The following is a 25452-nucleotide window of genomic DNA, read 5'->3' as shown; positions in this document are numbered from 1 at the left end:
GCTTCCGATTTTTAGGCCGGCCAAAATCAGTGCTCGGTGGACGGGCACCTTGTCCGCTCCAGAAAGTTCTCTGGCAGCGACTCGATTTCGCCGGCCTGCACACCCCAGAGATTCGCGTACAACCCGTCGACCGCCAACAGTTCCTCGTGGGTGCCACGCTCGGCGACCCGACCTTCGTCCAGCACGACGATCGTGTCGGCATCTTTGATAGTCGAGAGACGGTGGGCAATCACCAGCGTCGTTCGATCAGCTGCAAGCCTCTCGAGTGATCGCTGAATCAGGTACTCCGTCTCCGTATCGACCGCACTGGTCGCTTCGTCGAGCAACAGGATGGACGGGTCCTGCAACACCGTCCGGGCGATGGCGATGCGTTGGCGCTGGCCACCTGAGAGCTTCACCCCGCGCTCTCCGACGCGCGTGTCGTACCCCTCCGAGAGCCCCTCGATGAAGCTGTGCGCCTCGGCGGCCTTCGCCGCTGCGATCACGTCCTCGCGGTCGGCGTCGAACCGGCCGTAGCGGATGTTCTCCGCGACCGTCCCGTCGAAGAGGAACGTGTCCTGGCTCACGTAGCCGATGGACGAGCGCAGATCCGACAGTCGCACGTCGCGTACGTCGTGGCCGTCAACTCGAACTGCTCCGTTGGTGACATCGTACAGCCGCAAGAGTAGTTTGGCGACGGTCGACTTTCCAGCACCGGTCGGCCCGACGATGGCCACCGTCTCACCCGCTTTTGCTGCGATATCAATGCCGTCTAGTACCGGATCACCGGATTCGTAGTCGAAGGTCACATTGTCGTACTCGATCTGCCCATCCACGTCGGCTAGTGGGATCGGATCGGGCGCGTTCTCGATGCGGACGGGCACGTCCATCAATCCACAGATCCGCTTGCCGGAGGCGCGTGCGTTCTCGTACCAATCCACAATATTCGATAACTGCGCCATTGGCCCCGTGAGTCGCTGGGTCAGGAGCATGAACACGACGAAATCCCCGGTCGTAAGCTCACCAGAAAAGAACACCGGCGGCCCGGAGAACACCCACAGTCCGCCGATGACGAACGTAGCGAGGAGTGCTGTACCGGTGATCAGTTCCATCCCCGGCCGGTAGAAGTAACTCAGTTTCAGTACGTCCATTTCGGCGTCGAACACGTTACGAGAGACATCGCGGACCCGGTCGTTCTCGTAGTCCTCAGTACTGGTGGTCTTGACGAGTTCGATTCCACTGAGCCCGTTCTCGATGCGCGTGTTCAGGTCACCGATGGTCGAACGAACCGTCGCGTACCGGGGTTCGATCACTCGAACGAACCACCACGTGAACCCGACGAGTAATGGAACCGCCCCGAGCGTGATGAGCGCGAGTTGCCAATTCGTATAGAAGAGGGCGGCAGTGATGCCGATGACGATCACGCCGATCCGGACGCTGTCGCCGAGCGCGTTATCGAAGAACACCTCCAAGTTACCGGTATCGTTATTGAGTATCGACATGATCTCGCCGGTCTCCTTGTTGTCGAAGAACGTCATGTCGAGACGCTGCATCTTCTCGTAGGCATCCACGCGAATCGCGTACATCACGCCGTGTGCAAAGAAGTTGATAGCCACCCCACGAACCCACTGGAGTACCGCTCCACCGCCGAGTGCGACACCGACGATCGTTGCCGACAACCAGAACTGAGTCGCGGGTTCAGTCGGCAGCCACGCGCTCGGGACAAACGGGAGCGCGTACGCTGCTTCGCCGGTGAACACAGCGTCGATGGTCGTCCCGAGCACGAGTGGCGTCACGAGCACCGCGCCGTACGTGAGTACGCTGACGACGAGCCCGAGTACGAGCCATCGCCACTCGTCGAGACCGTACGCGCTGAACAACCGGAGCAACGGTTTCGACACGCGATCACGGTAGGCGTCGAGTTCCGTCTCGAACGCCTCCTCACTCTCGGTCATCGGTCCGTCTTCGTAGCGTTGTCTGGTGACGATTCCGTGTCGGTTCCCGTCTCCGTGCTGTCCTGGTCATCATCATCGTCGTGACGGGGACGGATCGGCGTAATCTGGGGCCCCCGTTCGGTCGGCTGAACGTCGGCGTCGATCTCGAAGACGTCCGCGAGTAACCCTTCGGTCACCACCTCTTCTGGTGACCCGTTGGCGTATATCGAGCCGTCTTTGAGAGCGACCATATGGTCGGCGTATCGGGCCGCCTGGTCGATATCGTGCAACACAACGACGACCGTAATATCGCTCTGGTCGCGGAGCGTCTCGACGATTTCCATCACTTCGAGCTGGTGGTGCAGGTCGAGGAACGTCGTCGGCTCGTCGAGCAAGAGGACGTTCGTCTCCTGAGCAAGCACCATAGCGATCCAGACGAGTTGTTTCTGCCCACCACTGAGGCTTCCGACTTCGCGCTCGCGGAGGTGATCCACACCAGCCAGCGAGATTGCACGATCGATTGCCCGTCGATCCTCATCGGTGAGCGAGTCAAAGAAGCCGCGATGTGGATAGCGACCGTGCCCGACGAGCTCTTCGACGGAGATGCTATTGGGCGAGACGTTCTCCTGAGAGAGCAGGCCAAGTTCCCGAGCGAGCTCCTTTGTTTTGAGCGAGTGGATATCCTTCCCATCGAGCATGATGGTCCCATCCTCGAGTGCGAGCTGGTCCGCGAGCCCCTTCAGAAGAGTACTCTTACCGCTACCGTTCGGCCCGACGAGCGCAGTCACTTCGCCAGGCATGACGTGAATTGATTCTCTATTGATGACCGGCTCGTCGGACGACGGATACCCGATGACGAGATCTTGACCAGCAAATTCGCTGGCGCTGCAGTTCGATTCCGCATCAGGGTCGTGCTGGCCGTTTGTCAGCGTCGATTCACGTTCGAGAACCGTCTCGAGTCCGCTGTCAGTCTCGAGTGTCTGCTCGTCGCGCATCAGATCTCACCCATCTTGTCTTGCCTGCGCATCAGGTAGAGGAAGTACGGTCCGCCGATGAGACCGGTGACGATGCCGACAGGGATTTGCGTATCCGAGCCGGCGATCACCGCCATCCCAAGGCGCGCGCCGACGTCCGCAGCGACCATCAGCGCTGGTCCGGCGAAGATACAGCCGATGACGAGTTTCTTGTAGTTGCTCCCGACGATGTTGCGGACCATGTGCGGGACGATCAACCCGACAAACCCGACGATACCGGCGACGGCAATACTCGCAGCAGCCGCCAGGACAGCCACACCCGACAGCGCGAACCGAACCTTCTCGACCGACATGCCAAGCGATTTTGCCGTATTCTCTCCGAGAAGCAACACGTTCATTTGTCGGGAGCTAATCAGCGCCAGCAGCATCGCCACGGCTGTCCACGGCAACGCCATTCGAACCTGGTCCCAATCAGTTCCAGTCAACGAACCCGTGGTCCACGCGATGGCGGACTGGACCACGCCGATGTCGTCCGCAAAGAAGAACAGCGCTGTCTGGAGCGACCCGAACACCGTCCCGACAATGACACCTGCCAACACGAGTCGAACCGGTGAAGTGCCGTTCTTCCACGCGATAGCGTAGACAATGAGGAACGCGAGCGCGCCGCCAACGGACGCGATGAGTGGGAGGAACGCCGCTAACCCGCCGAAAACGACGAGCGTCAGCAGGATCATCAGTCCCGCTCCGGAGGAGACCCCAAGGATGAACGGACTGGCGAGCTCGTTCCGAGTGACTGCCTGGAAGATCGCGCCTGAAACGGCAAGGTTCATTCCGACGAGGATGCCGACGAACACCCGCGGCAGGCGGATATTCCAGACGATGAGGCTCTGTGTGTTCATCTCCGGGACGTCCGCCCCGAGTAGGAACGCTTCCCACGCCCGAACATTGAAAATCACCTCTGGGTTAAATACGGCCTGCCACGCCTGGACGATGCTCATCGAAAACGCACCAAAACTCACCTGAATGAGTCCACCAGCGACGATTACGGCGATGCTCCCCAGACAGAGCGTAATCAGTGAGCCGTCGAACCAGTCAAGCCAGCGTTCCCGGCGCGTGGTGGTCGTGGTCTCTGTGACGGGTTCACCAGCCATCGTTAGTTGCTCACCTCGGTCGATTGCCGCTCAGATTCGATATCGCGCGCCGCTTCGAGGATGAGTTCGTCATCGATGTGTTCGAGTAGCCGCTGCTGCCCGTGTACTCTACGCCGCTTGATTTCTTCGTCGGATAGGTACGTCTCGAGCGATCGGTCGATGTCCCGCTCGCGCAACTCGACACGACGCTCTTCGTCGAGATCGTGGTCGCTGGGAAGTCGGTCGTCGAACCACTCGCGCCAGCGATCACGGTCACCCCACTCATCGTCCAGTTCGGACGCTTGACGCATCCAGTCGTAGTGATCAGCGACCGCCTCTGGATAACCACGCGTTTGACGAGTGTCTTCGACGACTCGAAGACCGACGCGTGCCCCGCGCCCGGCGGCCATCAGCGCCTGCTTGTCTTCGGTAGAGGGAGACGCGACGTACAGCCCTTCGACCGGCGTCGAGCCGTCGTGGGCCGCATACTCTCCGTCGAAATGCTCGTGCGTTTCACCGTCGTGTTCGTACGTCTCGAACATCGCCGCGTCGTCGTCGAGACCACGCATGTACTCGCCGTCGTAGCGCGTCGCCGCGACGACCCGACGGGCGGTAATGGGATCGCCCTCCTGAGGTGTAACAAGGAATCCTCGGCCGTCGTCTGGTCGTTCGACCGACTCGATGAGGTCGGGGATAATCTCACAGCCTGCTTCCTCGGCGTGATCGTGCATCAACCCGTACAGTGTCTCGATATCGACACCCGCGGGAAACCCGAGGTAGTTCTCGAGGTATGCACACCGCTGGATCGATGACCGTCCGCGGTTGAAGATGATCGTGTCCAGACCATACCGGGCAGTGAAGACGCCGACCGCACAGCCTGTCGGGCCGCCGCCGACGATGACGACATCGTGGTGAGGACTTGTTTGGGGTGTATCCGTAGTACTCATACTCAGATGTCTCCGTTGATGATATCGGCGACTCGCTGGCGGTCGAACAGCTGTTCCTCTTCCGGGACGTTCGGATACCGTTCAGGATCGAACTCGCCGAACTCCTCAGGGTACAGCTGTCTCGCTGTCAGTTCTGTTTGGAATAGGTTGACGATCGGACCCTGTTCACCCCACGCGCCCGGGAGGATATTCTCATCTTGGACTGCTGCCAGTTGTCGACCGAGCGGGTGGTCTTGCATCACCTCGAGCCACGTTTCATTAAACAATTCATGGTCGAATCGGCGTCCGTTTTCGGGCGCCTTGTCCACGGTACTCCCATTGCCGATGCCCCAATGTATCATCAGCACGTCCGGGTCGACCTCAAGCATATATTCGTAATCTGCTTCACTCCCGCCGCCGTCTGTATCCTCGAACGCGCTGACTGCACCGAGATCACGGTACGTCTTTAATTCGTAGCCGTCAGCGAGCAGATCCATGGGATAAAACAGGTTTTCTAAAGGTCGAGATCCACCATTTATAAGTCCTATTCTGGGACGTTCGTCAACAGGAGGGAGCCGCGACTGCACTTTGTCGAGAACCTCGTCGTGGACATCCGCGAGCGCCTCGTACCGATCCTCCTTTTGAAACACCTGTGCGACTTTTTCGAAGGCCTCGTATAGGGAATATAGCGGATAGTCGAGTTCGTTTCGAAAGTCGCGGCGACGCCGACAGTTGTTGCCACAGATCGGCCCAACCGCCTGAGATATTTCATTGATATCGTCGTCGTCCCAGTTGTCATCCCAGTATTTGATCGCGTTCGGATCAAGAAAATGGACGTTCGCGTCTGTCTCATAGAATATCTCCTTGTCATACCCGCCATCGCGCCAGAACTCGACAGACGCGTCTCGGTTGAACGAAACGCCGAGTTCATCGTAAAAGAACTGCGGCGCGGGATACGATCCCGTGGAGAGGAGTCCGTTTTCGACGCCGAGGGCGACACCCATATCGACCCACGCACCACCCTCCGCGACCCATGTCTGGGGAACGTCATCGAACCGAACGGTTCCGGCGGGTTCGATGGTGACCTCGTACCCAGTCGTATCCGACGCTGACTGGCCGCTGTCATCAGTGCAGCCGGCGAGCAACCCACCGCCGACGACCGCCCCGCCGTACTTCATGTAGTCACGCCGCGTCGGTGCCTCGTTCCGTGTGCCGTCTTTCGACATACGAATTAGGCTGACCTAAAACGCTAAAGCACTTTCGAATCTTAGGCTGGCCTAAAATCTGTCTTACTCAGTACGGTGCCCCACATCGGGGACACATTGGCGGGCCGTTTTCCGGTAACACGAGCCCGCAGTGTGGACACTCGCCTTCGCCGTCTGGTGCGGTGATCTCCGCGACGGCCTCTTTGGTGGTCTCACGAACCGCTTCGACAGTGCCAACCTCATCGGGTATCGTCTCGTCTGGCTCTCTCCCTGCAAGCGCCTGTCGCGCAAAGCGCACCCGTTCGGCCAGGAACGACTCTTCCTCGTCATCTTCTTCCGGCACACCGTCCACGGAGCTCGCGTCCGACTCGGCGCGTGCGAGCAGACCAAGCGCCTCCGCAGCACGGCCGCGCGTGTACAGGTTATCTTCCTCGTCGTCCAATCGGGCCGTTAGCGCGTCGCCAGCGTCCGTGAGCTTTTCTGGGTGCTCACAGCCGAGGGCCACCAGCGTCGTCGTCAAATGGTATCGAACGAGTTCGTTTTCGTCGTCGAGATGTTCTGCCAGCGAGTCAACCTGATGGCGGAGTCGCCACGGATCACCCAGTGCGACGAACTCCAGTGCCTTTGCGAGCTTCTCTTTGACCTCCGGCTCATCGAACGAGAGGCCAATACGGAAATCCGCCATGATTTCTGGGTCGCTCACCGCCTCGGGATGGTCGAGCGCGACGTACCCGAGCGCCTCGGCACACCGCGCCCGCACGTAGTAGAACTCCTTTTCATCGGCGAGCCGGTCCGCGAGTGTGTCGACGACTGGCAGGACAGTCTCCGGCTTGGACTGGCCCAGCGTGACGAACAGTTTCGCAGTTGTCAGCCTGACCGCCCGGTTGTCGTCGGTCAGGAACGCCGCCAGTGGCGTCGCCAGTCCCTCGAAGGCGGTCGGACGGTCTTCGGCTCCATTCCGAACTGCCCGTAGCGCACGCTTGCGGGTATCAGCATCAACCGTTCCGAGCCGGTCGAGATATGCTACCATCTTTTCGTTGTCCCCCTCATCGAGGAGGTCGGTCAGGCGGTCGGACGTTGACGGTTGGTCTGATTCGCTCATTGATTCAATGGGTATGTGACAGCTTTTCACGACTAGCTGCTTCAATCCGATGGTTCTGCACCGACACACGAAACTCATCTGAAAACTAGTACACTTCGGTGACGGCCAAAAACGCTCTCAGTCTCAGTGGAGATAACTCGCTCAGCGCGAGCGAAGCGAGCGCTTCGTTCGCTATACCGCAGAGAGGTGCGCTGCATCACGACCGTCCTACTGCCGGTCCGTACGGCTCAGTCCAGCGCACGAGTCGCCGCAACCGTTCGCTCAAAGACGACGAGGACGTCCGCTCGATGCTCGAGACAGAAAGGATCGACCGTGAGCGGGTATGGGTGTTGACCAACAGAAGGTCGACGACGACGTCAAGGAGTCTGCCCTCAGGGATTGCAGCATCGACTTGCTGCTAGCGAGGAGACCGAAGCCGAGGAACTGCAACAGGAAATCGAAGCACTCGAAGACCGTATTGACGACCTCACAAGCTTCCGAGCGGGGACGGAGATACCAGTAATAACTGCTGACGGCTTGTCTTCTGTGAAACGTTGGAGTGATGCTCGAGAAGATCACTCCATGAAAAATTGTGTGCTGTTAGCTACTCATAGGCGTGAAGCCCCCTTCCTCAAGGAGCCGCCGAAGGGCAGCGAGTAGGTAGGTAGTTCACCGGTTGTGCTGCCTTCAAAACGCGTGTCTCGTATGCTCTCCGCACGTGGTCGATCGAGCGCGGGAAGCTATCGCACAGAACGATCTGTGTCAGCTGTATCTGCGGTCGTGATCGCTCCCAAGAGGTGGGTGAGGCACCGCTTCGGTATTTGTGAGCGTCGCCGCCCCCCAGATTGCTGTAAGTATCACTGCGAGTAACATCCAGTGAACGTAATAGAATACGTCTCCGACTTCGATAGTTTCCGAGACGAAATTAATCCATCCATGAAGAAGAATAATGCCGAGGATGCTTCGTGAGGTGTGATTATAGACCCACGTGAATATGACTGACAGTGCGACAATTCCGATCATAAACAGCCAGAACCCGGGTGTGGCGAATCCAACTTCCTCGCGTTGGAACGACCCCTCAATAAAGAATAACGGGAGATGCCAGACAGCCCAGACCACGCCTAACAGCACGCTGGCGCTCAGCGCGGACCAGTTCATCTGCAGTCGGTCTAACGCATAACCTCGCCATCCTAATTCCTCGAGGATCGGCGGGAGTGTAGCGAAAAATAGCGCCGGCAGGATCGCAAGTGGATTCACGCCAAATTCCTGTACTCCTTCGCCCCATGACGCACCTGACCCGCCCAATAGCAAACTCACTATCGCAGCTGTGACAGTCACTACTACTGGAAGGAGAAGAATCACGAGGAACCATCGAACGCCGATTCGATGAACTTGTTTCAGGCGATCCCAGAAATCTGCCCGTCCTCGGTCATCGTACACAAGATACACGAACCCGATACCGGCAACTCCAGGACCAACAAGCCCAATCAGGAGCAACACGAGTCCTGCAGCGCTGTCGAAGCTCACCCCGAGAATGATCGCTGTCAACCAGAACCCCCACGTGATGGCGAATGTGACGGCAAAGAACAGCCATGGATTGCCGGCTGAGACGGACGTATTCCAGATCGGTCGATATGTCGCCTGTTCCATACTCCATGTACGGGCTGAACGTAGTTAATACAGTGAGGGGCGTAGAGCTCGAGATGACGATCACCCGCCGACGCAATTGATGATCTGACATACCCCCAATGGAGCGGCAGCCCCAGCGGATCGTTCGCCCGTTCGAGGATCAGGATCACTCCGCCGTAGACTGCGCTGATACCCAACGAGACCGCACAGAGCACATAGAGCTAGACTGCAAGCGGCCGGGAGGTACGTGCGGAACAAGTCGATCGCTGTTCTGTGGCCATAGCTATTAGTACAGTCTTGGAGACAGTAGTGGTTAGCTCCGCAACAACTGAACACCTCACGAGTCGGACTGGCGACCGGTCTCGGAGTCGTTGGTATCATGGTATTGTTACAGGTACTCGGAGTGATTCCGATTCTCGGGGACCTGATCCGGGGGCGGGCTTCTCCTGACAGGACTGAGTGCTGTCGTACTGACGTACTTCGGGTTACAAGAGTTCGAACCGGTATCGCTTCCGGAGTGATGCTGAGAGTACCAGGTAGCATATAAACTGCCTTCTCACAGTCCAATTGACACTGTTTCTGTGTCGTCCATTTTGAGACGAATCACCTCATCATCCAGCGTGATTTCGAAAGTAGCTGTAAACGGATCATCGGAGACGGTATCCGTTACAATCACATCGGACGTCATAAACTCGAAAAATTCCCACAGCGGCACGTCAAGTAGCGAAATGCCGTGTTCCCAGAATAGGTAGAGAACTGCTGGGTGAAACGCAACAGTCACTTCAATTGGTATGGTGATTACATGTTGACACTCACGACACGAGCTAACATGGAGGTAAATCGTTTTTCCATCGTACTCGTACACGTCAACAGTCGTATCGACGCGGCCAAAACACTCCGGGCAAACATCCCCTCGTAACTGGATGTACATACTCCAGATGCGGTAGCCAAAACTTTCGATGATCTCTGCAGTCGTCCGGCCACGCGTTTGACTTTTAGGAAAGAAATCGGTTACGAGGATCGCGTCACACGAGGTGCAGCGAATACGGAATTGTTCGGCGTCAAGCGTTGCTAGAAGTGACGCCTCTTCACAGAACAAACAGGTACCGGCGACTTCGCTGTCTTCGAATGCTGAAGTACTTTCGTACACATCGGAGACGACCGTCCGAACGATTTTGTTTCCACTATACGTAAGCCGGTATCCATCGGGTGTTTCACTGACGAATTGTCCGACGAGTTGATCCAAATGATACGAAAATTGGGACGAACTATCCACGTCTACTGCGCCATACAGTTCCGTAAAAGACATCGTGTGCCACGGTTTCTGATGTTCTTCCTCCACTTTATCCAACGCGAGTAATATTTCTAATCGTTTGGAATTTCCGAGCGCATTGATGGCATCAACCACTTCCTGATCGATGTGAACATTCTGATCCACTCCCATATTCAATCTACTACTGTCCGTCTGTGCTTCCACCGAGATAAGAGCGTCCGACTTCCTCGAGTCTAAACCACCTTTTGTGGACGCACAACGTTCATGGAGTCGACGACCTGCAATTACGTATGCGCAAGCGACTCACAGACGACGGGCAACCGGAGACCGAATCCGAATGGCGAACAGTGCTTTCCGACGAAGAGTACCATGTGCTCCGTGAGGCTGGAACGGAACCTGCTGGTACGTCTGAGCTCCTCCACACCGACGAGGACGGTGTGTTTGAGTGCGCTGGCTGTAGAAGCGAGCTGTTTCACACTGACCAAAAATACAGGTCAGGGACGGGCTGGCCGAGCTTCTGGGATCCAACTGACGACGATGCGGTTGTCACCCAGCGCGAGACAGGCCTCTTGGATAGGCGACTCGAGATCTGCTGTGCCGAGTGTGGCGGACATCTCGGACACGTTTTCGACGATGGGCCAGAACCGACCGGGAAGCGCTACTGTCTCAACGGCGTTGCGCTCACGTTCACCGCGACGAATAGCGAAGGGGCCACGCAGGAATGAACCGTAATGTCGGACGCATCGACGCGATGGTTCGGGTCGTGGGAGGGGTGGCACTGGCAGTCTTCGCTGCACTTGCCGCATTCGGGGTGGTGACCGTGCCGGTCGTCTCGGCACTCGGGCTCGGAATCATCGCGGTCGTTTTGATCGTTGAAGGGGTGATGCGGCGATGTCTGTTGTATCGTGTGCTCGGGATCGATCGCTGCCCGGTCGATTGAAAGCAGTGCTGTCGGCGTCTTACTGGCTCTAGTTTTCAGTCGCCCGGCCGACGGTGGCGGTGAACCCGACATCGCGGAGTCTGTCGACGAGTGGGTCGCCGATCGCCGAAGCAGGAGTTAACACGCCACCGTCCAGTGGCGAGTTGGTGTCGTCCTCGACGAGACACATCGCGGATTCGCCGAGCATGCGTGCGGTGGCGCCGTAGCCCGGGTCCCAGTCGGCACCGAACTCGGCTTCCACGGTGAAGGGGCCGTCTCTGGTGGTTCCCCGCCCAAGCACGCGTACGGTGAAATGGCCCTTCTTGACCTGTTCGGCCGTCGGGCCCTCACCGGGCTCTGGAAACACGTACTCACTGATCGCTGACCGGACCGGCCCGATGGACATCGCTGCAATAAACAGCCCGAGACCGCCCGTGATCAGGCTTGCACCGGCGGCACCTTTGAGTCCAGGTCCAGTCGGGATGACCTCCGTACAGCGGAACTCACGTCCCCATGGATATCCCAGGAGAGCGTTGCTTCGGCGGACCACGCGTTCGTTGACCGGAGCCATCGGTGACGGGGCGGTCCAGGCTTTCCGTAATCCATCTTTTCGCGGACGACGCTGTGTGCCCGGGTCGATGCCGGACCGCTCCCCAGGCGGGGCCAGCGAATACGGGTGTCGAAGCGTCTGGCGGGCAAGCGGGTCGGTCGATGCGGCCTCGAACTGTTCGACCATGCTAGCCAGCGTGCCGCCGCTGACGCCACCACGAGCACTTTCGGCGTAGATCCGGACCATGTCACAAGTGGTGTCGAACGTATCAGCCGCGTCCGACTGGACGAGCAGGGTGCCGAGATCCGCGGGGACGGAGTCGAAGCCGCAACTGTGCACGATACGCGTGTCGGCGTCGACCGCTGGCTCGTGGTAGCGGTCGATCATCTCACGAACCCAGGTCACCTCCCCAGTCAGGTCACAATAATCAGTTTCGGTCTCGACACACGCCTCCACGAGCGGTGTTCCGTACGTCGTGTACGGTCCAACCGTCGTACAGACGACGCGAGTGCTGTGTGCGATCTCCCGGAGGCTTTCGGGATCAGTTGCGTCACCGAGCACAATCGGGATCTCGCTCCACTCACTCTGGCGGGTGAGGTCCGAGACAAGCGCTTTGAGTCGCTCTGCGTTCCGTCCACCGAGCGCCAACGAGAGGGTGTCTGGCGAATACTGTTCTGTGAGGTATGTGGCCACGAGGCTGCCTGCAACGCCGGTCGCGCCCCACACCACGAGATCGTACTGCCGGTCCGTATCTGACACGTATATCACTGCACGGTACGCTGTCGAGTGGCAAAACGGACATGGTCACACAAGTTATGATCCTCGTGGTCTACTGGCTAGCAATCACAGCCACACTCCGATGTGTCGTCTTCTGTGTCGGTAAAGAAGTTTTTCACGTTCGACGAGAGCTGATAGGCCTGCGTCTCACGTGCGCCATCAAACTGCATCTGTTTCGGTGTAACGGCCTGCACTAGGGATTCGACGAGTAACTCAACAGGTGCCGTCGTGTACTCGTCACCACGGTACCGCCAGAGACGACAATCGACATCACCCTCACATGCACAGAACTCTCCACACGATTCGCAGGTGTTTTCGAGATAGTCGGGCTGGATATCTTGTCCATCGATACGGATCGTCGGTGACACGGCGAGTTGCGTCGTTTTAGCAGCCTCGAGTGTTGAGACATGAATGTCTCTGACGGTAATGGCGACATCCAGCGCATCGAGAATCGGTGCTACACGTTCGAGTGCCGTTTCGAGGGCATCTTCAGTCCCCATACACCGGTCACATGATTCGTTGTCCAGATAGAGGAAATCGACGGTGACCGTCCGCTGTGTGTACTCCTCGGCTGGTGGCTGTACAATCGAGACGATAGTGCTGTCTGTCGGGTCGTTCATCGCAGTTCGCAATACGTCTCGGCGGTATATACATTGATCAGTAATCAGACACAAACGGGGTTAGCGTATCGAAACTGCCAGAGTGAGATACAGCGAGGAACCACGAACGTATATGAAGTTATAACACTGTTATTGAGGTAATGAGCGAGAGCGAGCAATGGCAGGCAAAATGGCACGGGTTACAGGACATTCTTGGGCCGAAGTGGACTCTACACATCCTCCGTCTCCTCTCTGAGGAGTCGTACGGGTTCAACGCAATCCAAAACGAACTCCACGGTCTGACTGCGCCGATGCTTTCCAAACGGCTCAAAGAACTCAGGTGTCATGGCCTCGTCGAGCGATCCGTTGCAGAGACATCACCACCGACCACCACCTACTCACTCAGCGACCGGGGTGAACAGATCGCTACACACCTTCGGAAACTAGAGTCGCTGGTCGAACTGCACAACCAGACGGCAGACGATCATCAGACTGACGACTGCTCCGACACGGCAGCGGAGTGTCGAACTGAAGCACTCTCAGACGGGTGTGTAACGGTTGTCGACCAGTGTTGAATTCCGGTCACTAACCCAAGAGAACGGGTTGTTATCTGACCTCCTCAGTTGTCCGTCAGTATGACGACATCCATGTTAGATTCAGTATGGCTGCTGAAACCTATCATCGATTAAGGGTTTCAATACGGCCACGCGAGAGGAATTGGAACGTACTGCAGAACTGTACCCAATGGCACTGGACGTCGACGGCCCCCTCGAGGGAGCGTTGATCGTAGCCGAGCGCTGTGAGGAAGTGGACAGTCGACTAGCTGACACAAACGTCCGACGGGAGGGGGATCTGATAGAGATTAGCTTCTTTCCGTACCTGATGGCAGCAGTGACGGCTTCACCCGCACGGCAAACGACGTTGGTTTTCGCCTACACCACCCGCAAGCGAGTCTTCGACGTCGGTACAAGCGCCTGATTTATTTTACCGGAACTCACGCCGATCGCAGCTCGTCCAACTCTGCGATTAATTCGTTGATGTCGGGTCGGTCGAACGTCGATCGGCCCCGGTGGGTGGCGGCGATCACTGGCTCGTCACCGCGCCGGTCGACGATGACGACTGCGGGCATTCGGCCAAAGAAATCGCTGAGTGCGCCGAGAATTCCGAACCGAACGGGCTGATCGTAGGCGTCGCCGACCGACGCATCGGGGTCCGCGAGCAGGGGATACGGGAGGTCGTACCGGGACTGCCACTCCTCGACGTGGTCGACCGACTCCGGGACGATCGAGACGACTTCGGTGTCTCGCTCGTGAAACTCCTCGATGCGATCTGCGAGGTCTTGTACCTGACTGCGGCAGTTCGTACAGTAGTGGTCGCGCTGGAAGAACAGCGCGACGAACGCGACGTTGTCAGGGAGCGCGGACAGCGAAAACGGATTCGGTCCCGCTGCCACGTTCGGTCGGGAAAACTCCGAGACCGGGTCGGTCATAGCTAGATTCAGGGGTCGGCGACGCAAAACCGTTCGGTTGGGGGGCGTACGATACACGATCGGATCGTCCAGACGTGTCCCTCACGTTCCGATACGGACAAGCTGTGGTGGCAGTTCGAGGACGTCAGCCGTGTCACTATCAGTTCGAACCGTTCTCGAGCCAGGTTTCCTGGAGATCGAGCCAGACGACACCGCCCGGGGCCGACGAATCGTCTCGAAAGAATGCCGTGCTGATCCGACCAGTCGTGCTGTCGGTTGGTTCCTGCCACTCCTCGTACAGCCGTGAAATCGTCTATCTGCTCGACGACGCGACGGTTCTAATGCTTCGAGCGCCGTCCCGTCACTCGGTTCGATCGGTTTTCCCGAATTTCCGACCCGCTTTCGTCCAGTCGTATCCGTGAAACCGAAGCGACGGCGACGATTCAGGCGGAATCTGCTCGAACTCACGAAGGAGTTGTCGAACGCCCGATCGACCGCCGAAATCACTGATGAACCACAGACACAGCCGTGGGACCCGAACGCGGTTTCGGTCGGCGTCGTAGGTCACCGTCTCATCGAGATACGATTGCGTCGCGTAGTCCAGCGTTTCGTCGATCGTGTCGGGATCGTATGTGAGAATTGCCGGACAGCTCGCGGCCCCACAATTGAGTGCGAAATGGATCCGTGGATCCACCTCGAGCCGGTAGGACCGACCGAGCCCCGTCGACTCGAGTCGCGGAAGATACCCGAGTCCGTACTTTGATTTTCCGCCGCGGAGAACGCCGTGTTCGATGTCGTCGAGGCTGAGGTGGGTGCCGCCGACGGTTACCGCGTGTGCACGGAAGAATCGCAGGCGTGACTCGAAGCGTTCTGGACGGCGCTCGAGCAGGAGCTGAGTGGCTGCGTTGTAGACGTTGAGCCAGAACGCCAGTCCCGCTTGCCGGTCGGTTCGGACGGTAGTAAGATCGTCGTCGGTGGCGCCTGCGAGACGGTTCAGGAACGGCTTGGGCGGCGTCTCGTATTTGACGCTCTCGAGGAGCCGCGAGGCGGCTGTCGTCAGCGACAGATGCGTCGGCGTCGACCCGTCTACAGGAGCAGCTGCGGAAGCAGTTTCGGAATCCCCATCTGGGGGGTTTACCATACATGACAACGGCCATCATGATATAAAATCGTTGTGCGGTCTGGCACCGGCGTCGCGGGAACGGGAGGCCGGCAACGCGCTACGTGACGACGCCCGTCCACCACCACGCGATCGTTCCCGTCACCGCGAGAACGACCATCGCGAGGACGGCCGGGAGCGGCGACCGCTGTCGCGTGAGAACAGCCCAACTCCAGAGGACGAACGGGACCGGAGCGAGATGCGCGAGAGCGACCGCGTCAGGAAGGATCTCCTCGAGCCAGAGGATGACGGTGACAACTGCTGCAGTTGCAGCGAGTGTGGCGAACGCTCGGCGAATACGCGTTGGCGACCACCGAACCGCGAGCGTGCGTTTTCCGACGGCAGCATCTGCAGCTCTGTCCGGCCAGTGTGTCGCCAGGAGGTTACAGCCGACCAGTAATGTGAACGGGACGACCGCGAGTACGACGGTAGGTCGTGGAGACGCGACGACTGCGACACCGTACAACGGAAGCAACACACCACCGAGGACGGCGTTGACGACTTCCCCAACACCGCGTCGAACGAACGCGATCGGCGGCAGCGAATACGCAAGTCCGAGTCCGAAGATCGCCGCGAGCAACGCGATGGCATCGAGTGGAAAACCGCCGATCAAATCGACACCTGCCACAACGACCACCGCGAGCGCAGCCGAGCCCACTGTCGCCGATCGCAGGACCGACGGCGACACCCCCGCCCGATCGATTGCGCCGCTTCCACCCGAAAACGGCGTTCGAGTCGTCAGCGCGTCTGTCTCGACGTCGGCGTACTCGTTGGCGGAGTGGATCGCTACCGCGACCGGTAGAAGAGCGATTACTCCCATCAGAACCGTCTCGAGGAAATGGACAGAGTGTACGCCAGCGGGTGCTGAATCGGCCGCAATCAGTGGGGGACCAGTCGTCGCCATTCCAACGCCGAACATGTAGACCACCACGATGAGCGCGAGTTGGCTCGGTCGGGCAGCCGTCCAGAGCGTCCAGAGTCTCGGGAACCGATCCACAACCCACGAGTCAGTGGTCGATCGGTCGGCGTTCGAGCTGGTCACAGACTCCCTTCACGTCGTCCGACAGTAGCCCTATCGGTGCACTCGCGTTCGCCATCGATGGATGGTGCAGTGATGTTCCATGGCTCATACAGAACGTGCGAGTCGCGACCCTCGTCCTCGGGGGTTCAAATCCGCTTCCGATCTGTGAGACGTTGTCTCAGCACATCCGTCGTGCAATTCTGTGAACTGCCTCGAGGACCATCCGTTTCCAGGTGCCCGTCTCAGTCGGCCGTCCCTGAATCGGAGACGCTCGAAACTGCGCGGTAGTCCGCAACTGATCGCGTCTCTAGCACAAGACACACTGTTCATGCTTACCATACGACCTTACCAGTGGGGATCGTTCATTCGATATGGGACTCGAATCCTACTTCGAGGATTTCGCGCGCCGAGACTGGCAAGAGACTGTTCCAGACGGGACCGTTCGACTGGCGATTGTCGGAATCGGCGGGTTTGCGCGCAATCGCGCCTTACCCGCCATCGACGCGAGCGACTACTGTGAGACGACTGTGCTGGTGACCGGTTCGCCCGACTCGTCCCTCGAGATCGCGGACGAGTACGACGTCGAAACGGTCAGTAGCTACGACGATTTCCTCGAGGGCGATGCCACGGATGCGTACGACGCCGTCTACGTCGCAACCCCGAACGCGACCCACGGTGAGTACGCCGTCGCCGCAGCCGATCGTGGCAAACACGTCCTCTGTGAGAAACCGCTCGATACGACCGTCCAGCGCGCTCGAGCGACGATCGATGCCTGCGACGACGCGGGCGTCACGCTGATGACTGCCTACCGACTCCAGCTCGAGCCGTCAGTTCGACGCACTCGCGAACTGATCGAAGACGGCGTTATCGGGGACGTCGTCCAGATCCACGCTGGGTTTTCGAATCCACTCCTCGAGCAGGCTGGCCCAGAGTCGTGGCGACTCGATCCCGATCTCTCCGGTGGTGGTGCACTCGTCGATCTGGGCGTCTATCCGCTGAACACGATTCGGTTCTTGCTCGAACGTGACCCGATCGCGGTCACTGCGACGACCCACTCGACCGACGAGGCGTTCGCGGATGTCGACGAGCACGTCGCGTTTCAACTCGAGTTTCCCGGTGTAGTGACGGCATCGTGTACGGCAAGTTACAACTCACACCCGACGAGTGGGCTCAGAGTAATCGGAACCGAGGGTCTGGTCTCGGTTTCCTCGCCGTTTGGCGGCGTCGTTCCCCACGACATTTATGTCGAGTGTGGCGACGTTGGAATGGAGTACGGAGGGGCTCCAGGCGACGAAGTACTCGAAGAGTTCGACTACTTCGGGTACTGCATACTCACTGGAACCGAGCCCGAACCGGACGGCGAAGATAGTCTTCGAGATATCGTCGCCGTTGAGGCAACCTACGGTGCAGCAGCGTCGGGAAAAACCGTCGAGATTCCGAGTCTCGAGTGAGGTACCTCGATCATCCGTACCGTCGATCGTGATGCGTATTCGAGTTCCTCGAGCGACCACCCAATGGACGTTGGTCCTATTGCATCAAACTACAGAGGGAGACAACTCACAACAATCCGTGTCGTTTGTACCCACGTAGATGACATCCCACATCAAACTGTACGGGTCGAAAGGTGACCGATTCGAGGAAATCAAAGACAGTATCGAACGACAACTCGGATACGAGCCGTCGAATCCAGAGGTCGTCGGCCTCATCATGGCTGCCTACGAAACCGACGAATCTAGTGCGGCTTCAGCCCTGAACTGCTAGCTTTATCTGCGTAGAGCGCCTCTAGAGTGTGTTCAGAAATTTTCTGAAGTAAATCATGCCACGAACACAACAGTACTCTGTCGATCTGTCTGCCGATGAACGAGCGGAGCTGAATGCAATGCTTTCAGCGGGCACGTACAAAACGCGGGAACTCACACGCGCACGGTGTCTCTTGCACTCGGATGACGGCTTGACTGACCAGCAGGTCAGTGAAGCCGTCGGCTGTCATCCCGGCACAGTTGGACGCGTCCGGAAACGCTACACTGAGGACGGCCTCGCGGCGATCACTCGCCGCAAGGCCGACCGCGTCTACGAGCGTAAACTCGACGGACATGAAGAAGCACATCTCATTGCATTGGCCTGCAGCGACCCACCGGAAGGACGGTCTCGCTGGTCGCTGCATCTTCTAGCCGAGCGCTTTGTCGCCCTCACCGAGATCGACGTCGAGTCGATCTCTCACGAGACTGTTCGACAGGTTCTGAAAAAACACGACTGCACCCTCACCGATCAAAATCATGGGTGATTACGCCTGAAAACAGCGCCGCCTTTGTCTGCCAGATGGAGGAAGTCCTCGATCTCTATCACGAACCATACGATCCACGCCGCCCGGTCGTCTGTTTTGACGAGTCCAACAAGGAACTGCACAAAGAGGTCCGCGACCCGCTCCCGGCACGTCCGGGAGCGGTCGCTCGGTACGACTACACGTACGAACGGAATGGAACACGCAACCTCTTCGTGATGAGCGAACCGCTGACCGGCTGGCGACACGTCGAGGTAACGAAGCGGCGGCGCAAACAGGAGTTCGTCCAGCAAATGCAATCGCTCGTGGATGATCACTACCCGGATGCAGTCGGCATCCGGGTAGTAATGGACAATCTGAACACGCACCAACGGTACGCCTTCTATGAACATCTCCCGCCAGAAGAAGCTCGTCGATTGCTCAACAAGCTCGAATTTCACTTCACGCCGGAACACGGGAGTTGGCTGAACATGGCAGAGATTGAGTTCAGCGCCCTGTGGACGGAATGTCTTGATCGGCGCATTCCTGACGCAGCGACACTCCGTGCGGAGGTCGCTGCGTGGGAACGTACTCGAAACGAGGACGAATCCACGATTGACTGGCAATTCACGACCGACAACGCTCGAATCAAGCTCCGCCAGCTATATCCAACAAATCATGATTGAAGCCGTACTAGTGCGCTCAAGGTCAATAATGCGCTGTTATAAGACTTGTAGACACGAACCCTTTCGATCATTCTCCTCGACGTTTGCTCCAGTCGACTTCGCTATCGTTTCGTGCGACTTCGAACCGAATAGCGGGATCGTTCTATGTACGTGATCGTTGTCGGTGCCGGCGAGGTTGGCTGGGCGATTGCTGCCACTCTCCAGGAATCACACGACGTCGCTGTCATCGATCGGGACGGAACCGTTGTGGCGGCACTCACCAACTCCATGGATGTCCTCGCGGTCCACGGTGACGGTTCCGAGATCGACACACTCCGTGCCGCAGGCCTCGACGATGTCGATCTCGTTGTTGCCTGTACCGACAACGACGAAACCAATATCGTCATCTGTGGGGCTGCAAAGATCGAAAGTGACGCGTTTACCATCGCTCGAGTCAGTCGCTACTCCCTCCTCGAGACGTGGGGCTTATCAGAGGGCTGGCTTGGCGTCGATTTCATGGTCTGTACGGATATTCTCGTTGCCCAAGCGATTTGCCGTATCTCGGGGCTTCCGGCCGTCCAGGACGTGGATATCTTTGCAGGTGGGCTCGTTCGAATGGCGGAGTTCGACGTCAAGCCAGGCTCTTCGATCGCCAACCGCGCTGTCCGGGAAATCGATATTTACGACTCGCTGACCTTCGCTGCGCTGTTTCGAGGCGACGAGATGCTCATTCTTACGGGTGAGTCGGTTATCGAGGCTGGTGATCGAATCGTCGTTATCGGGAGCCCGGACGCGATCGATACCTTCGCCGACGATCTCACGATACCCGACCACGAGGCCGCCAAGGAAATCGTCATTCTCGGAGCGAGCGTGATCGGCTTCCACGTTGCCCGGGAGTTCGAAGCCCACGAGTACCGTACTCGACTCATCGAACACGACCACGAGCGAGCCCGTGAGGCCGCCGAGGCGCTTCCGAAGACACTGGTTCTCGAGACCGACGCAACCGACACCGAATTTCTCGCCAGTGCACACATTGCCGAAGCCGACATCGTCGTCGCAGCCCTCGACAGCGACGAAAAGAATCTCTTGGTTTCGCTGCTCGCGCGTGAAGCTGGTGTCGAGCGAACTGTTGCCGTCATCGAGAAGATCGAATACCTCGAACTGTTCGAGACCGTCGGTGTCACCGTCACGATCAACCCTCGAGAGGAGACAGCCGAGCAAATCGTCGGGTTCACCCGTACAGACCTCACCGAGAAAATCGCCTTTCTCGAACACGACCGTGCAGAGGTCATCGAAGTCGTCGTCGACGCGGACAGCGTTCTCGCCGGTCGTGAACTCGCCGAGTCGACATTGGAGCTCCCTGAGCGTGTCGTGATCGGCGCGATATCTCGAGACGGGGAACTTGTGACGCCTCGCGGAGCGACGGTCGTCAACCCTGGCGATCGTCTCGTGGTTTTCGTCGACACGGCGGTTCTCGAGGAAGCCAGAACGGTTCTTTGAGACGATCCACCGAATTCGTACTGCGTACGCTCGAAATCGAGCGGCCGCGATGTCGCGATTATCGGCCGGTGGTACCCGTGTTGGGCCTCCGAATACCACTGGTACCTATTCGACCAGTGCGGATGTTTCCGGTCCTGATGCTACTTGTTCCAGTTCTCCCAGTGCGGATTCCGCTGGTACCTGTTCGACCAGTGCGGGTGTTTCCGGTTCTGATGCCGCTCGCTCCGGTCCTCCCAGTACGGATTCCACTGGTCCCTGTTCGGCCGGTTCGGATCCCGGTGGTATTCGTTCCAGTCGTGTTGCTGCTGGTCGTTCCGGTAGTGCCGGTCCGGCTAGTGTTGGTGCTACTCGAACTCGAACTGGAAGACGTTTCCGAGGAACTCCTTCCACCAGAGCCTCTTGTGTTCGTCCTCGGCTGAGAGGTCGCTGCGACGGGTCCAGTCCCGGCCAGTCCGAATACGAGTGCGCCTGCTGTGAGGAATCCCTTCGTCAAGAGGGAACGTCGTGATTCATCGGATGATTCTATCGATTTATAGAGTTTTTTATCCATTGTTATCACTCGAGACGGGACTACGAAGACAATTGCTGTGATTTCGGTCATTTGTCGTTATCACGTGTTATCTGTCATATGTAGGCCCGCCCTGTTTTGCATTGGATTCCTGGACATTTAAATTCATGAAGTAGATAGTTAGAAATATATTCGGCAAGTTTCCCGATACAACTCCATTGATACTGTTTTGGTCACAGTGTTTACTACGAATCGCCTTCGGGCGTGTATCGTATCGATACTGTCTTAATATTGTCATAACTGTGTGGGTATCTGGGGACCATATTGTTCGAAACGTACTGAGAATTTGATTTTAGGGGGCGCATCTCCCTGTCTCTTCACCGTTCGTCGTCATTGTTCCTCCCGGCTTCAAAACGATCGCGAGTCATGTACGGGTATGAGTCGTCGAACGCTGCTGATAGCAGTTGCCGGAGTGATAATTGCAGGTCCCGACGAGGACGAACCCCTACCAGAGACGGAGACTGAATCGACAGAGAGCGAGAGAAAGGGTAGAGAGAGGGGAGATGAAAACGGTTCGGACGACAACGCCGACAGCGAGTGACGACGAATGACCGTCGTTTCACTGGTCACACTCGGTTCCGGCGTTCGAAGAACACTGTCTGCGGGGAGAGATCCAGTTCTCGAGCGCACGCTGCTCGCCGGGTTTGTGGCCGGTATCGTTCCCGGTATCATCCTTTCGACGATTATCGAGCCGTGGATACTGGGGGTCGCTCTCGGGCCGGTTTTTGGACTCCTGTACGGACTCGGATTCGGTCCGAGCACGGGCTCGTATCTTGACCACGCAGTCAGTGCTGCAGCAATGAGTGTCCCAGCGTGGCTGCTGGTCCACGTAATCGGGCTCCCCCTTGTTCACTCGAGGCAGCCAGAATGGGGGCTCGAGGGGAGTACTGCCCTCGCGCCCACGCTGGTGGGTTGGACCGTCGCCGGGACGCTCGTTGGTCTGTTGCTGGTGGCGGCGTCGTCTGTGCTCGAGGTGCGATACGGTCGCGTGAGCCGGAAGCCTCGGCAGCCGGCAATCGAAACGCGGATCGTTATTCTTGGTGGTGGCTTCGCCGGTCTGACCGTCGCAAAACGACTCGAGAAGCGATTCGGACCCGATCCGACAGTCCAATTTACACTCGTCAGTGAGACGAACGCAATTCTGTTCACGCCACTACTCGCCGAAGTGGCTGCCGGCGGTCTCGAGCCGACGCACGTCACTACGCCACTTCGAACCAGTTTGAAACGAACGGAGGTACTCATGGGAACGGCAGTCGACGTCGACCTCGAGGAGGGATACGTCGTTCTCGACACGGATGACGACTGTCCAGTCGACGGACGAAGCACCGACATTCCCGCCAACGAGACCCGGTCGATCGGGGATTCAGCGAGTCGAGATCTGGTCCCGTACGATCACCTGGTGGTAGCCCTCGGTTCTGTCGCCGATTACAAGGGGCTCGAAGGCGTTCGCGAGTTCGCGTTCGATTTCAAGACGCTTGCGGATGCGATGGCGATCCGAAACCATGTCATCGGCTGTTTCGAACGGGCCGAACGAACGGCTGATCCGGCGACTCGAGAGCGGTTGCTGACGTTCGTCATCGCCGGTGCGGGATTCGCCGGGGCGGAGTTCGCGGGCGCACTCAACGATTTCGTCCGCGGAACGCTCATTCATTATCCGACTATCTCTTCGGCGGACGTCGAGGTTGTCGTCGTCCATTCCCGCGACCGAATCATGCCCGAATTGAGCGACACGCTCGCAGCGTACGCCCTCGAGCGAATGCGAGACCGTGGCGTTCGCTTCGAACTCGAAACGTACCTCGAGACCGCAGATCGACGAACGGGAGTCGTCTCCCTCTCGACGGGGAAATCGATCGGGACTGAGACGTTGGTGTGGACCGCCGGCAATCGACCGAATCCGTTCGTCGAGTTGCTCGGCGTGCCTGCAGAGCGACCGGGTGCCATCACCGTCGACGCCTCGCTGTCCGTTCCGGGATACGACGGCGTGTGGGCCGCCGGGGACTGTGCGGCCGTACCCGATCCGGAAACCGGCACGCGATCGCCTCCGACCGCCGAACACGCGACCCGGGCGGGGACCGTGCTCGCGGACAATATCTACGCGTCGGTAACCGGCGGCTCCGTTTCAGAACTCGACTACCGGTCGCCGGGATCGCTCGCCGTCGTCGGCTACCAGACGGCGTGTGCGGAACTCTGGGGGAGGCAGTTCTCGGGACTACTCGCGTGGGTGTTGTGGCGACTCGTCTATTTGAGCAAACTTCCCGGAACGGATCGAAAGATTCGAGTGCTCGTTAGCTGGCTCATCGAACTCGTCTTTCCACGAGAGTTCGTCCAGACGATGGGGGAGCGACGACGCCCGCCGGAGGAGCAATGAGACTGACTCCGGCAGTCGATGTGGGTGGTTGGATAACCGAAGCCGATAGGAGACGACGGGGATCGGTCTCGGTGGACGGGTCGACGTCGATGATCGGTGGGAGTGCTGGTCTCCTCGGCGTTCTCTGGCTGATCGGTATCGGTCAGGGACGTGTATACTGGCTTCCTCTCGGAGTTCTCTACGGGATCGTCGTGACGGTCGTGATCGGGTCCCGAGCGACTGATCCGGGACGAGGGTTGATCTGGGGTCTCGGAACGGGAGTTCTCGCGTGGGTGCTCTCCGTGGGGACGTTCCTCTCTCTTTCGTCACTCCTCGGATTCGTCGAACTGACGACTGTCGACACTCACGTTCCGACCCTGATACGGATCCTTCTTGGTCTGGGAGCGCCGGTTGGTCTGGCCGTTGGACTGTGGCAGACGCGACGAACCGACGGCCCGCTCGAGCCAATCGATCCCGTTCGGGCGCTGTTCGCTGGTGGAATCGCCGGCGTCGTCGGTGGATGGGGATTCAGTATCTGGATGGCCGACGTCGGGATGTTTCCACTCGTCGCCGAACTGGTCGGCACGACCAGTCCGGGTCTCGGGCGGCTTGTTCACTTTCTCATTGCCGTCTTCATCGGCGTCACGTTCGGACTGCTCTTCCAGCGGGACGCGCGTGGTCACGGCTCGTCCATGACGTGGGGATTGGCGTATGGGTTGTTCTGGTGGCTTCTCGGAGGACTCACGCTCTTCCCGTTCTTTCTCGGCTCGACGGTCACGTGGACGGGAGCGGCGGTTAGTGGACAACTGGGTTCGTTCGTCGGTCATGCGGTGTATGGCATTCTCCTCGGCGTCCTCTACTCGATCGTAGACCGGACGTGGCTCACGTTGTTCTACGAATCCGATCCACTGAACCGGTCGGTGACTGCGCCCGGCATCACGGTGCTCCAGCGCACAGGGTGGGGTCTCCTGGCAAGTCTCGTCGGGGGGCTTATCTTCGGGGGTATCATGTGGACGACCGGAGACCTGGTCGCGGTCGCAGAGTTGGTAGGCCAGCCGTCTCCCACCGTGGGATTTCTTGTCCACATCGCGATCAGCGCGATCATCGGGGTTACGTATGGACAGCTCTATTGCTACGAGTCGTGGACCGTCGGTTCTGGCGTTGCATGGGGCTTTCTGTACGGACTCATCTGGTGGTTCGTCGGTGCACTCACGCTCTTTCCGGCGCTTTTGGGCGCACCACTCGCGTGGAGTGGGACTGCTATGGCGGCCGCCTTTCCGTCGTTGATTGGTCATCTCGCTTACGGTGGCGCGACCGGCGGCGTATTCTATTTGCTCGAACGACGCCAACGGAAGTGGGGACGACTCCATCCCCGATTCACCGACCGAGAACGTGACCGTCGCCGCACGGCAGGGACTCCCGCACCTGCAGCGTGGCTATTCATCCTCGGTCTCGGCATGTTCGTTCTCGTCGTCGTGTTGTGAATCC

The 25452-nt window shown here is 58.6% G+C and carries 25 protein-coding genes; 12 read left to right on the top strand and 13 right to left on the bottom strand.

Annotation, left to right across the window (positions count from 1 at the left end):
- Positions 1 to 26: 26 nt before the first annotated feature.
- The 8 genes from BW940_RS16275 to BW940_RS16235 form a co-directional block, all read right to left on the bottom strand.
- Positions 27 to 1934, bottom strand: a complete 1908-nt coding sequence (locus BW940_RS16275; RefSeq protein ID WP_076610266.1) for an ABC transporter ATP-binding protein — start codon at positions 1932 to 1934, stop codon at positions 27 to 29.
- Positions 1931 to 2908: an ABC transporter ATP-binding protein gene (locus BW940_RS16270; protein WP_084776793.1), complete on the bottom strand. Its 978-nt coding sequence runs from the start codon at positions 2906 to 2908 to the stop codon at positions 1931 to 1933. Before BW940_RS16270 ends, BW940_RS16275 begins: the two co-directional genes overlap by 4 nt.
- The gene (locus BW940_RS16265) at positions 2908 to 4038 is read right to left on the bottom strand and encodes a FecCD family ABC transporter permease (RefSeq protein ID WP_076610265.1); all 1131 of its coding nucleotides are present in this window, start codon (positions 4036 to 4038) and stop codon (positions 2908 to 2910) included. The genes BW940_RS16270 and BW940_RS16265 overlap by 1 nt, the downstream gene beginning before the upstream one ends.
- 2 nt (positions 4039 to 4040) lie before the next feature.
- On the bottom strand, positions 4041 to 4964 hold the full coding sequence (locus BW940_RS16260; protein ID WP_076610264.1) for an NAD(P)/FAD-dependent oxidoreductase: 924 nt from the start codon (positions 4962 to 4964) through the stop codon (positions 4041 to 4043).
- A gap of 2 nt (positions 4965 to 4966) precedes the next feature.
- Entirely contained in the window at positions 4967 to 6169 is a 1203-nt protein-coding gene (locus BW940_RS16255) for an ABC transporter substrate-binding protein (RefSeq protein WP_076610263.1), read from the bottom strand.
- A gap of 67 nt (positions 6170 to 6236) precedes the next feature.
- Positions 6237 to 7250: a HEAT repeat domain-containing protein gene (locus BW940_RS16250; protein WP_076610262.1), complete on the bottom strand. Its 1014-nt coding sequence runs from the start codon at positions 7248 to 7250 to the stop codon at positions 6237 to 6239.
- 741 nt (positions 7251 to 7991) lie between these two features.
- Complete coding sequence (locus BW940_RS16240) at positions 7992 to 8879, bottom strand: CPBP family intramembrane glutamic endopeptidase (protein WP_076610260.1); 888 nt, start codon at positions 8877 to 8879, stop codon at positions 7992 to 7994.
- A 535-nt stretch (positions 8880 to 9414) separates the two neighbouring features.
- Entirely contained in the window at positions 9415 to 10302 is an 888-nt protein-coding gene (locus tag BW940_RS16235) for a winged helix-turn-helix domain-containing protein (RefSeq protein WP_076610259.1), read from the bottom strand.
- Between the two features lie 119 nt (positions 10303 to 10421).
- Here BW940_RS16235 and msrB point away from each other — a divergent pair, with 119 nt between their 5' ends.
- Both msrB and BW940_RS16225 read left to right on the top strand, forming a co-directional pair.
- The gene (gene msrB, locus BW940_RS16230) at positions 10422 to 10856 is read left to right on the top strand and encodes a peptide-methionine (R)-S-oxide reductase MsrB (protein ID WP_076610258.1); all 435 of its coding nucleotides are present in this window, start codon (positions 10422 to 10424) and stop codon (positions 10854 to 10856) included.
- On the top strand, positions 10853 to 11071 hold the full coding sequence (locus BW940_RS16225; RefSeq protein ID WP_076610257.1) for a YgaP family membrane protein: 219 nt from the start codon (positions 10853 to 10855) through the stop codon (positions 11069 to 11071). The genes msrB and BW940_RS16225 overlap by 4 nt, the downstream gene beginning before the upstream one ends.
- A 28-nt stretch (positions 11072 to 11099) precedes the next feature.
- On the opposite strand, the gene BW940_RS16220 is transcribed toward BW940_RS16225, so the two are convergent.
- On the bottom strand, positions 11100 to 12359 hold the full coding sequence (locus BW940_RS16220; protein WP_076610256.1) for a saccharopine dehydrogenase family protein: 1260 nt from the start codon (positions 12357 to 12359) through the stop codon (positions 11100 to 11102).
- Between the two features lie 77 nt (positions 12360 to 12436).
- Positions 12437 to 12997, bottom strand: a complete 561-nt coding sequence (locus BW940_RS16215; protein ID WP_084776792.1) for a DUF2703 domain-containing protein — start codon at positions 12995 to 12997, stop codon at positions 12437 to 12439.
- Between the two features lie 140 nt (positions 12998 to 13137).
- On the opposite strand from BW940_RS16215, the gene BW940_RS16210 reads away from it, so the two are divergent.
- Both BW940_RS16210 and BW940_RS16205 read left to right on the top strand, forming a co-directional pair.
- Complete coding sequence (locus BW940_RS16210) at positions 13138 to 13551, top strand: winged helix-turn-helix transcriptional regulator (protein ID WP_076610255.1); 414 nt, start codon at positions 13138 to 13140, stop codon at positions 13549 to 13551.
- Positions 13552 to 13720: 169 nt separating this feature from the next.
- On the top strand, positions 13721 to 13954 hold the full coding sequence (locus BW940_RS16205; RefSeq protein WP_076610254.1) for a hypothetical protein: 234 nt from the start codon (positions 13721 to 13723) through the stop codon (positions 13952 to 13954).
- 16 nt (positions 13955 to 13970) lie between these two features.
- Here BW940_RS16205 and BW940_RS16200 read toward each other — a convergent pair whose 3' ends face one another.
- The 3 genes from BW940_RS16200 to BW940_RS16190 form a co-directional block, all read right to left on the bottom strand.
- Entirely contained in the window at positions 13971 to 14465 is a 495-nt protein-coding gene (locus BW940_RS16200) for a peroxiredoxin family protein (protein ID WP_076610253.1), read from the bottom strand.
- A 340-nt stretch (positions 14466 to 14805) separates the two neighbouring features.
- A complete protein-coding gene (locus BW940_RS16195) occupies positions 14806 to 15585 on the bottom strand; it encodes a DUF547 domain-containing protein (RefSeq protein ID WP_076610252.1) in 780 nt (259 codons plus the stop codon).
- A gap of 79 nt (positions 15586 to 15664) precedes the next feature.
- Positions 15665 to 16645: a prenyltransferase gene (locus BW940_RS16190; protein ID WP_076610251.1), complete on the bottom strand. Its 981-nt coding sequence runs from the start codon at positions 16643 to 16645 to the stop codon at positions 15665 to 15667.
- A gap of 350 nt (positions 16646 to 16995) precedes the next feature.
- On the opposite strand from BW940_RS16190, the gene gfo6 reads away from it, so the two are divergent.
- From gfo6 to BW940_RS16155, 8 genes are all read left to right on the top strand, one after another.
- Positions 16996 to 18075: a D-xylose 1-dehydrogenase Gfo6 gene (gene gfo6, locus BW940_RS16185; protein WP_076610250.1), complete on the top strand. Its 1080-nt coding sequence runs from the start codon at positions 16996 to 16998 to the stop codon at positions 18073 to 18075.
- 139 nt (positions 18076 to 18214) lie between these two features.
- Positions 18215 to 18385 carry a hypothetical protein gene (locus BW940_RS21870; RefSeq protein ID WP_173834903.1) on the top strand — a complete coding sequence of 57 codons (171 nt, stop codon included), beginning with the start codon at positions 18215 to 18217 and terminating at the stop codon, positions 18383 to 18385.
- Between the two features lie 55 nt (positions 18386 to 18440).
- A protein-coding gene (locus BW940_RS20880; protein ID WP_216819671.1) for an IS630 family transposase occupies positions 18441 to 19570 on the top strand; the annotation gives its coding sequence in 2 pieces (ribosomal slippage) (positions 18441 to 18876 and positions 18876 to 19570; 1131 coding nt in all).
- Positions 19571 to 19714: 144 nt separating this feature from the next.
- Complete coding sequence (gene trkA / locus BW940_RS16170) at positions 19715 to 21049, top strand: Trk system potassium transporter TrkA (protein ID WP_076610247.1); 1335 nt, start codon at positions 19715 to 19717, stop codon at positions 21047 to 21049.
- A gap of 212 nt (positions 21050 to 21261) precedes the next feature.
- Positions 21262 to 21468, top strand: coding sequence for a hypothetical protein (locus BW940_RS16165; protein ID WP_076610246.1), 207 nt, complete (start codon positions 21262 to 21264; stop codon positions 21466 to 21468).
- A gap of 525 nt (positions 21469 to 21993) precedes the next feature.
- Entirely contained in the window at positions 21994 to 22158 is a 165-nt protein-coding gene (locus BW940_RS21540; RefSeq protein ID WP_159440179.1) for a hypothetical protein, read from the top strand.
- A 6-nt stretch (positions 22159 to 22164) separates the two neighbouring features.
- The gene (locus BW940_RS16160) at positions 22165 to 23985 is read left to right on the top strand and encodes an NAD(P)/FAD-dependent oxidoreductase (protein ID WP_076610245.1); all 1821 of its coding nucleotides are present in this window, start codon (positions 22165 to 22167) and stop codon (positions 23983 to 23985) included.
- Positions 23982 to 25448 (top strand): hypothetical protein, encoded by a 1467-nt coding sequence (locus BW940_RS16155; protein ID WP_143823917.1) that lies wholly within the window; start codon positions 23982 to 23984, stop codon positions 25446 to 25448. The genes BW940_RS16160 and BW940_RS16155 overlap by 4 nt, the downstream gene beginning before the upstream one ends.
- Positions 25449 to 25452 lie beyond the last annotated feature (4 nt).

This window comes from Natronorubrum thiooxidans (genome assembly GCF_900156475.1).
GTDB lineage: Archaea > Halobacteriota > Halobacteria > Halobacteriales > Natrialbaceae > Natronorubrum > Natronorubrum thiooxidans.
Note: the sequence above shows the minus strand (reverse complement) of the source record. Positions and strands in the feature narration are given on the sequence as shown.

Coding starts and splice junctions, on each gene's coding strand:
- BW940_RS16275 (WP_076610266.1), bottom strand. CDS start 1,934: ATGACCGAGAGTGAGGAGGCGTTCGAGACGGAACTCGACGCCTACCGT.
- BW940_RS16270 (WP_084776793.1), bottom strand. CDS start 2,908: ATGCGCGACGAGCAGACACTCGAGACTGACAGCGGACTCGAGACGGTT.
- BW940_RS16265 (WP_076610265.1), bottom strand. CDS start 4,038: ATGGCTGGTGAACCCGTCACAGAGACCACGACCACCACGCGCCGGGAA.
- BW940_RS16260 (WP_076610264.1), bottom strand. CDS start 4,964: ATGAGTACTACGGATACACCCCAAACAAGTCCTCACCACGATGTCGTC.
- BW940_RS16255 (WP_076610263.1), bottom strand. CDS start 6,169: ATGTCGAAAGACGGCACACGGAACGAGGCACCGACGCGGCGTGACTAC.
- BW940_RS16250 (WP_076610262.1), bottom strand. CDS start 7,250: ATGAGCGAATCAGACCAACCGTCAACGTCCGACCGCCTGACCGACCTC.
- BW940_RS16240 (WP_076610260.1), bottom strand. CDS start 8,879: ATGGAACAGGCGACATATCGACCGATCTGGAATACGTCCGTCTCAGCC.
- BW940_RS16235 (WP_076610259.1), bottom strand. CDS start 10,302: ATGGGAGTGGATCAGAATGTTCACATCGATCAGGAAGTGGTTGATGCC.
- msrB (WP_076610258.1), top strand. CDS start 10,422: ATGCGCAAGCGACTCACAGACGACGGGCAACCGGAGACCGAATCCGAA.
- BW940_RS16225 (WP_076610257.1), top strand. CDS start 10,853: ATGAACCGTAATGTCGGACGCATCGACGCGATGGTTCGGGTCGTGGGA.
- BW940_RS16215 (WP_084776792.1), bottom strand. CDS start 12,997: ATGAACGACCCGACAGACAGCACTATCGTCTCGATTGTACAGCCACCA.
- BW940_RS16210 (WP_076610255.1), top strand. CDS start 13,138: ATGAGCGAGAGCGAGCAATGGCAGGCAAAATGGCACGGGTTACAGGAC.
- BW940_RS16205 (WP_076610254.1), top strand. CDS start 13,721: ATGGCACTGGACGTCGACGGCCCCCTCGAGGGAGCGTTGATCGTAGCC.
- BW940_RS16200 (WP_076610253.1), bottom strand. CDS start 14,465: ATGACCGACCCGGTCTCGGAGTTTTCCCGACCGAACGTGGCAGCGGGA.
- BW940_RS16195 (WP_076610252.1), bottom strand. CDS start 15,585: ATGGTAAACCCCCCAGATGGGGATTCCGAAACTGCTTCCGCAGCTGCT.
- gfo6 (WP_076610250.1), top strand. CDS start 16,996: ATGGGACTCGAATCCTACTTCGAGGATTTCGCGCGCCGAGACTGGCAA.
- BW940_RS21870 (WP_173834903.1), top strand. CDS start 18,215: ATGACATCCCACATCAAACTGTACGGGTCGAAAGGTGACCGATTCGAG.
- trkA (WP_076610247.1), top strand. CDS start 19,715: ATGTACGTGATCGTTGTCGGTGCCGGCGAGGTTGGCTGGGCGATTGCT.
- BW940_RS16165 (WP_076610246.1), top strand. CDS start 21,262: ATGCCGCTCGCTCCGGTCCTCCCAGTACGGATTCCACTGGTCCCTGTT.
- BW940_RS21540 (WP_159440179.1), top strand. CDS start 21,994: ATGAGTCGTCGAACGCTGCTGATAGCAGTTGCCGGAGTGATAATTGCA.
- BW940_RS16160 (WP_076610245.1), top strand. CDS start 22,165: ATGACCGTCGTTTCACTGGTCACACTCGGTTCCGGCGTTCGAAGAACA.
- BW940_RS16155 (WP_143823917.1), top strand. CDS start 23,982: ATGAGACTGACTCCGGCAGTCGATGTGGGTGGTTGGATAACCGAAGCC.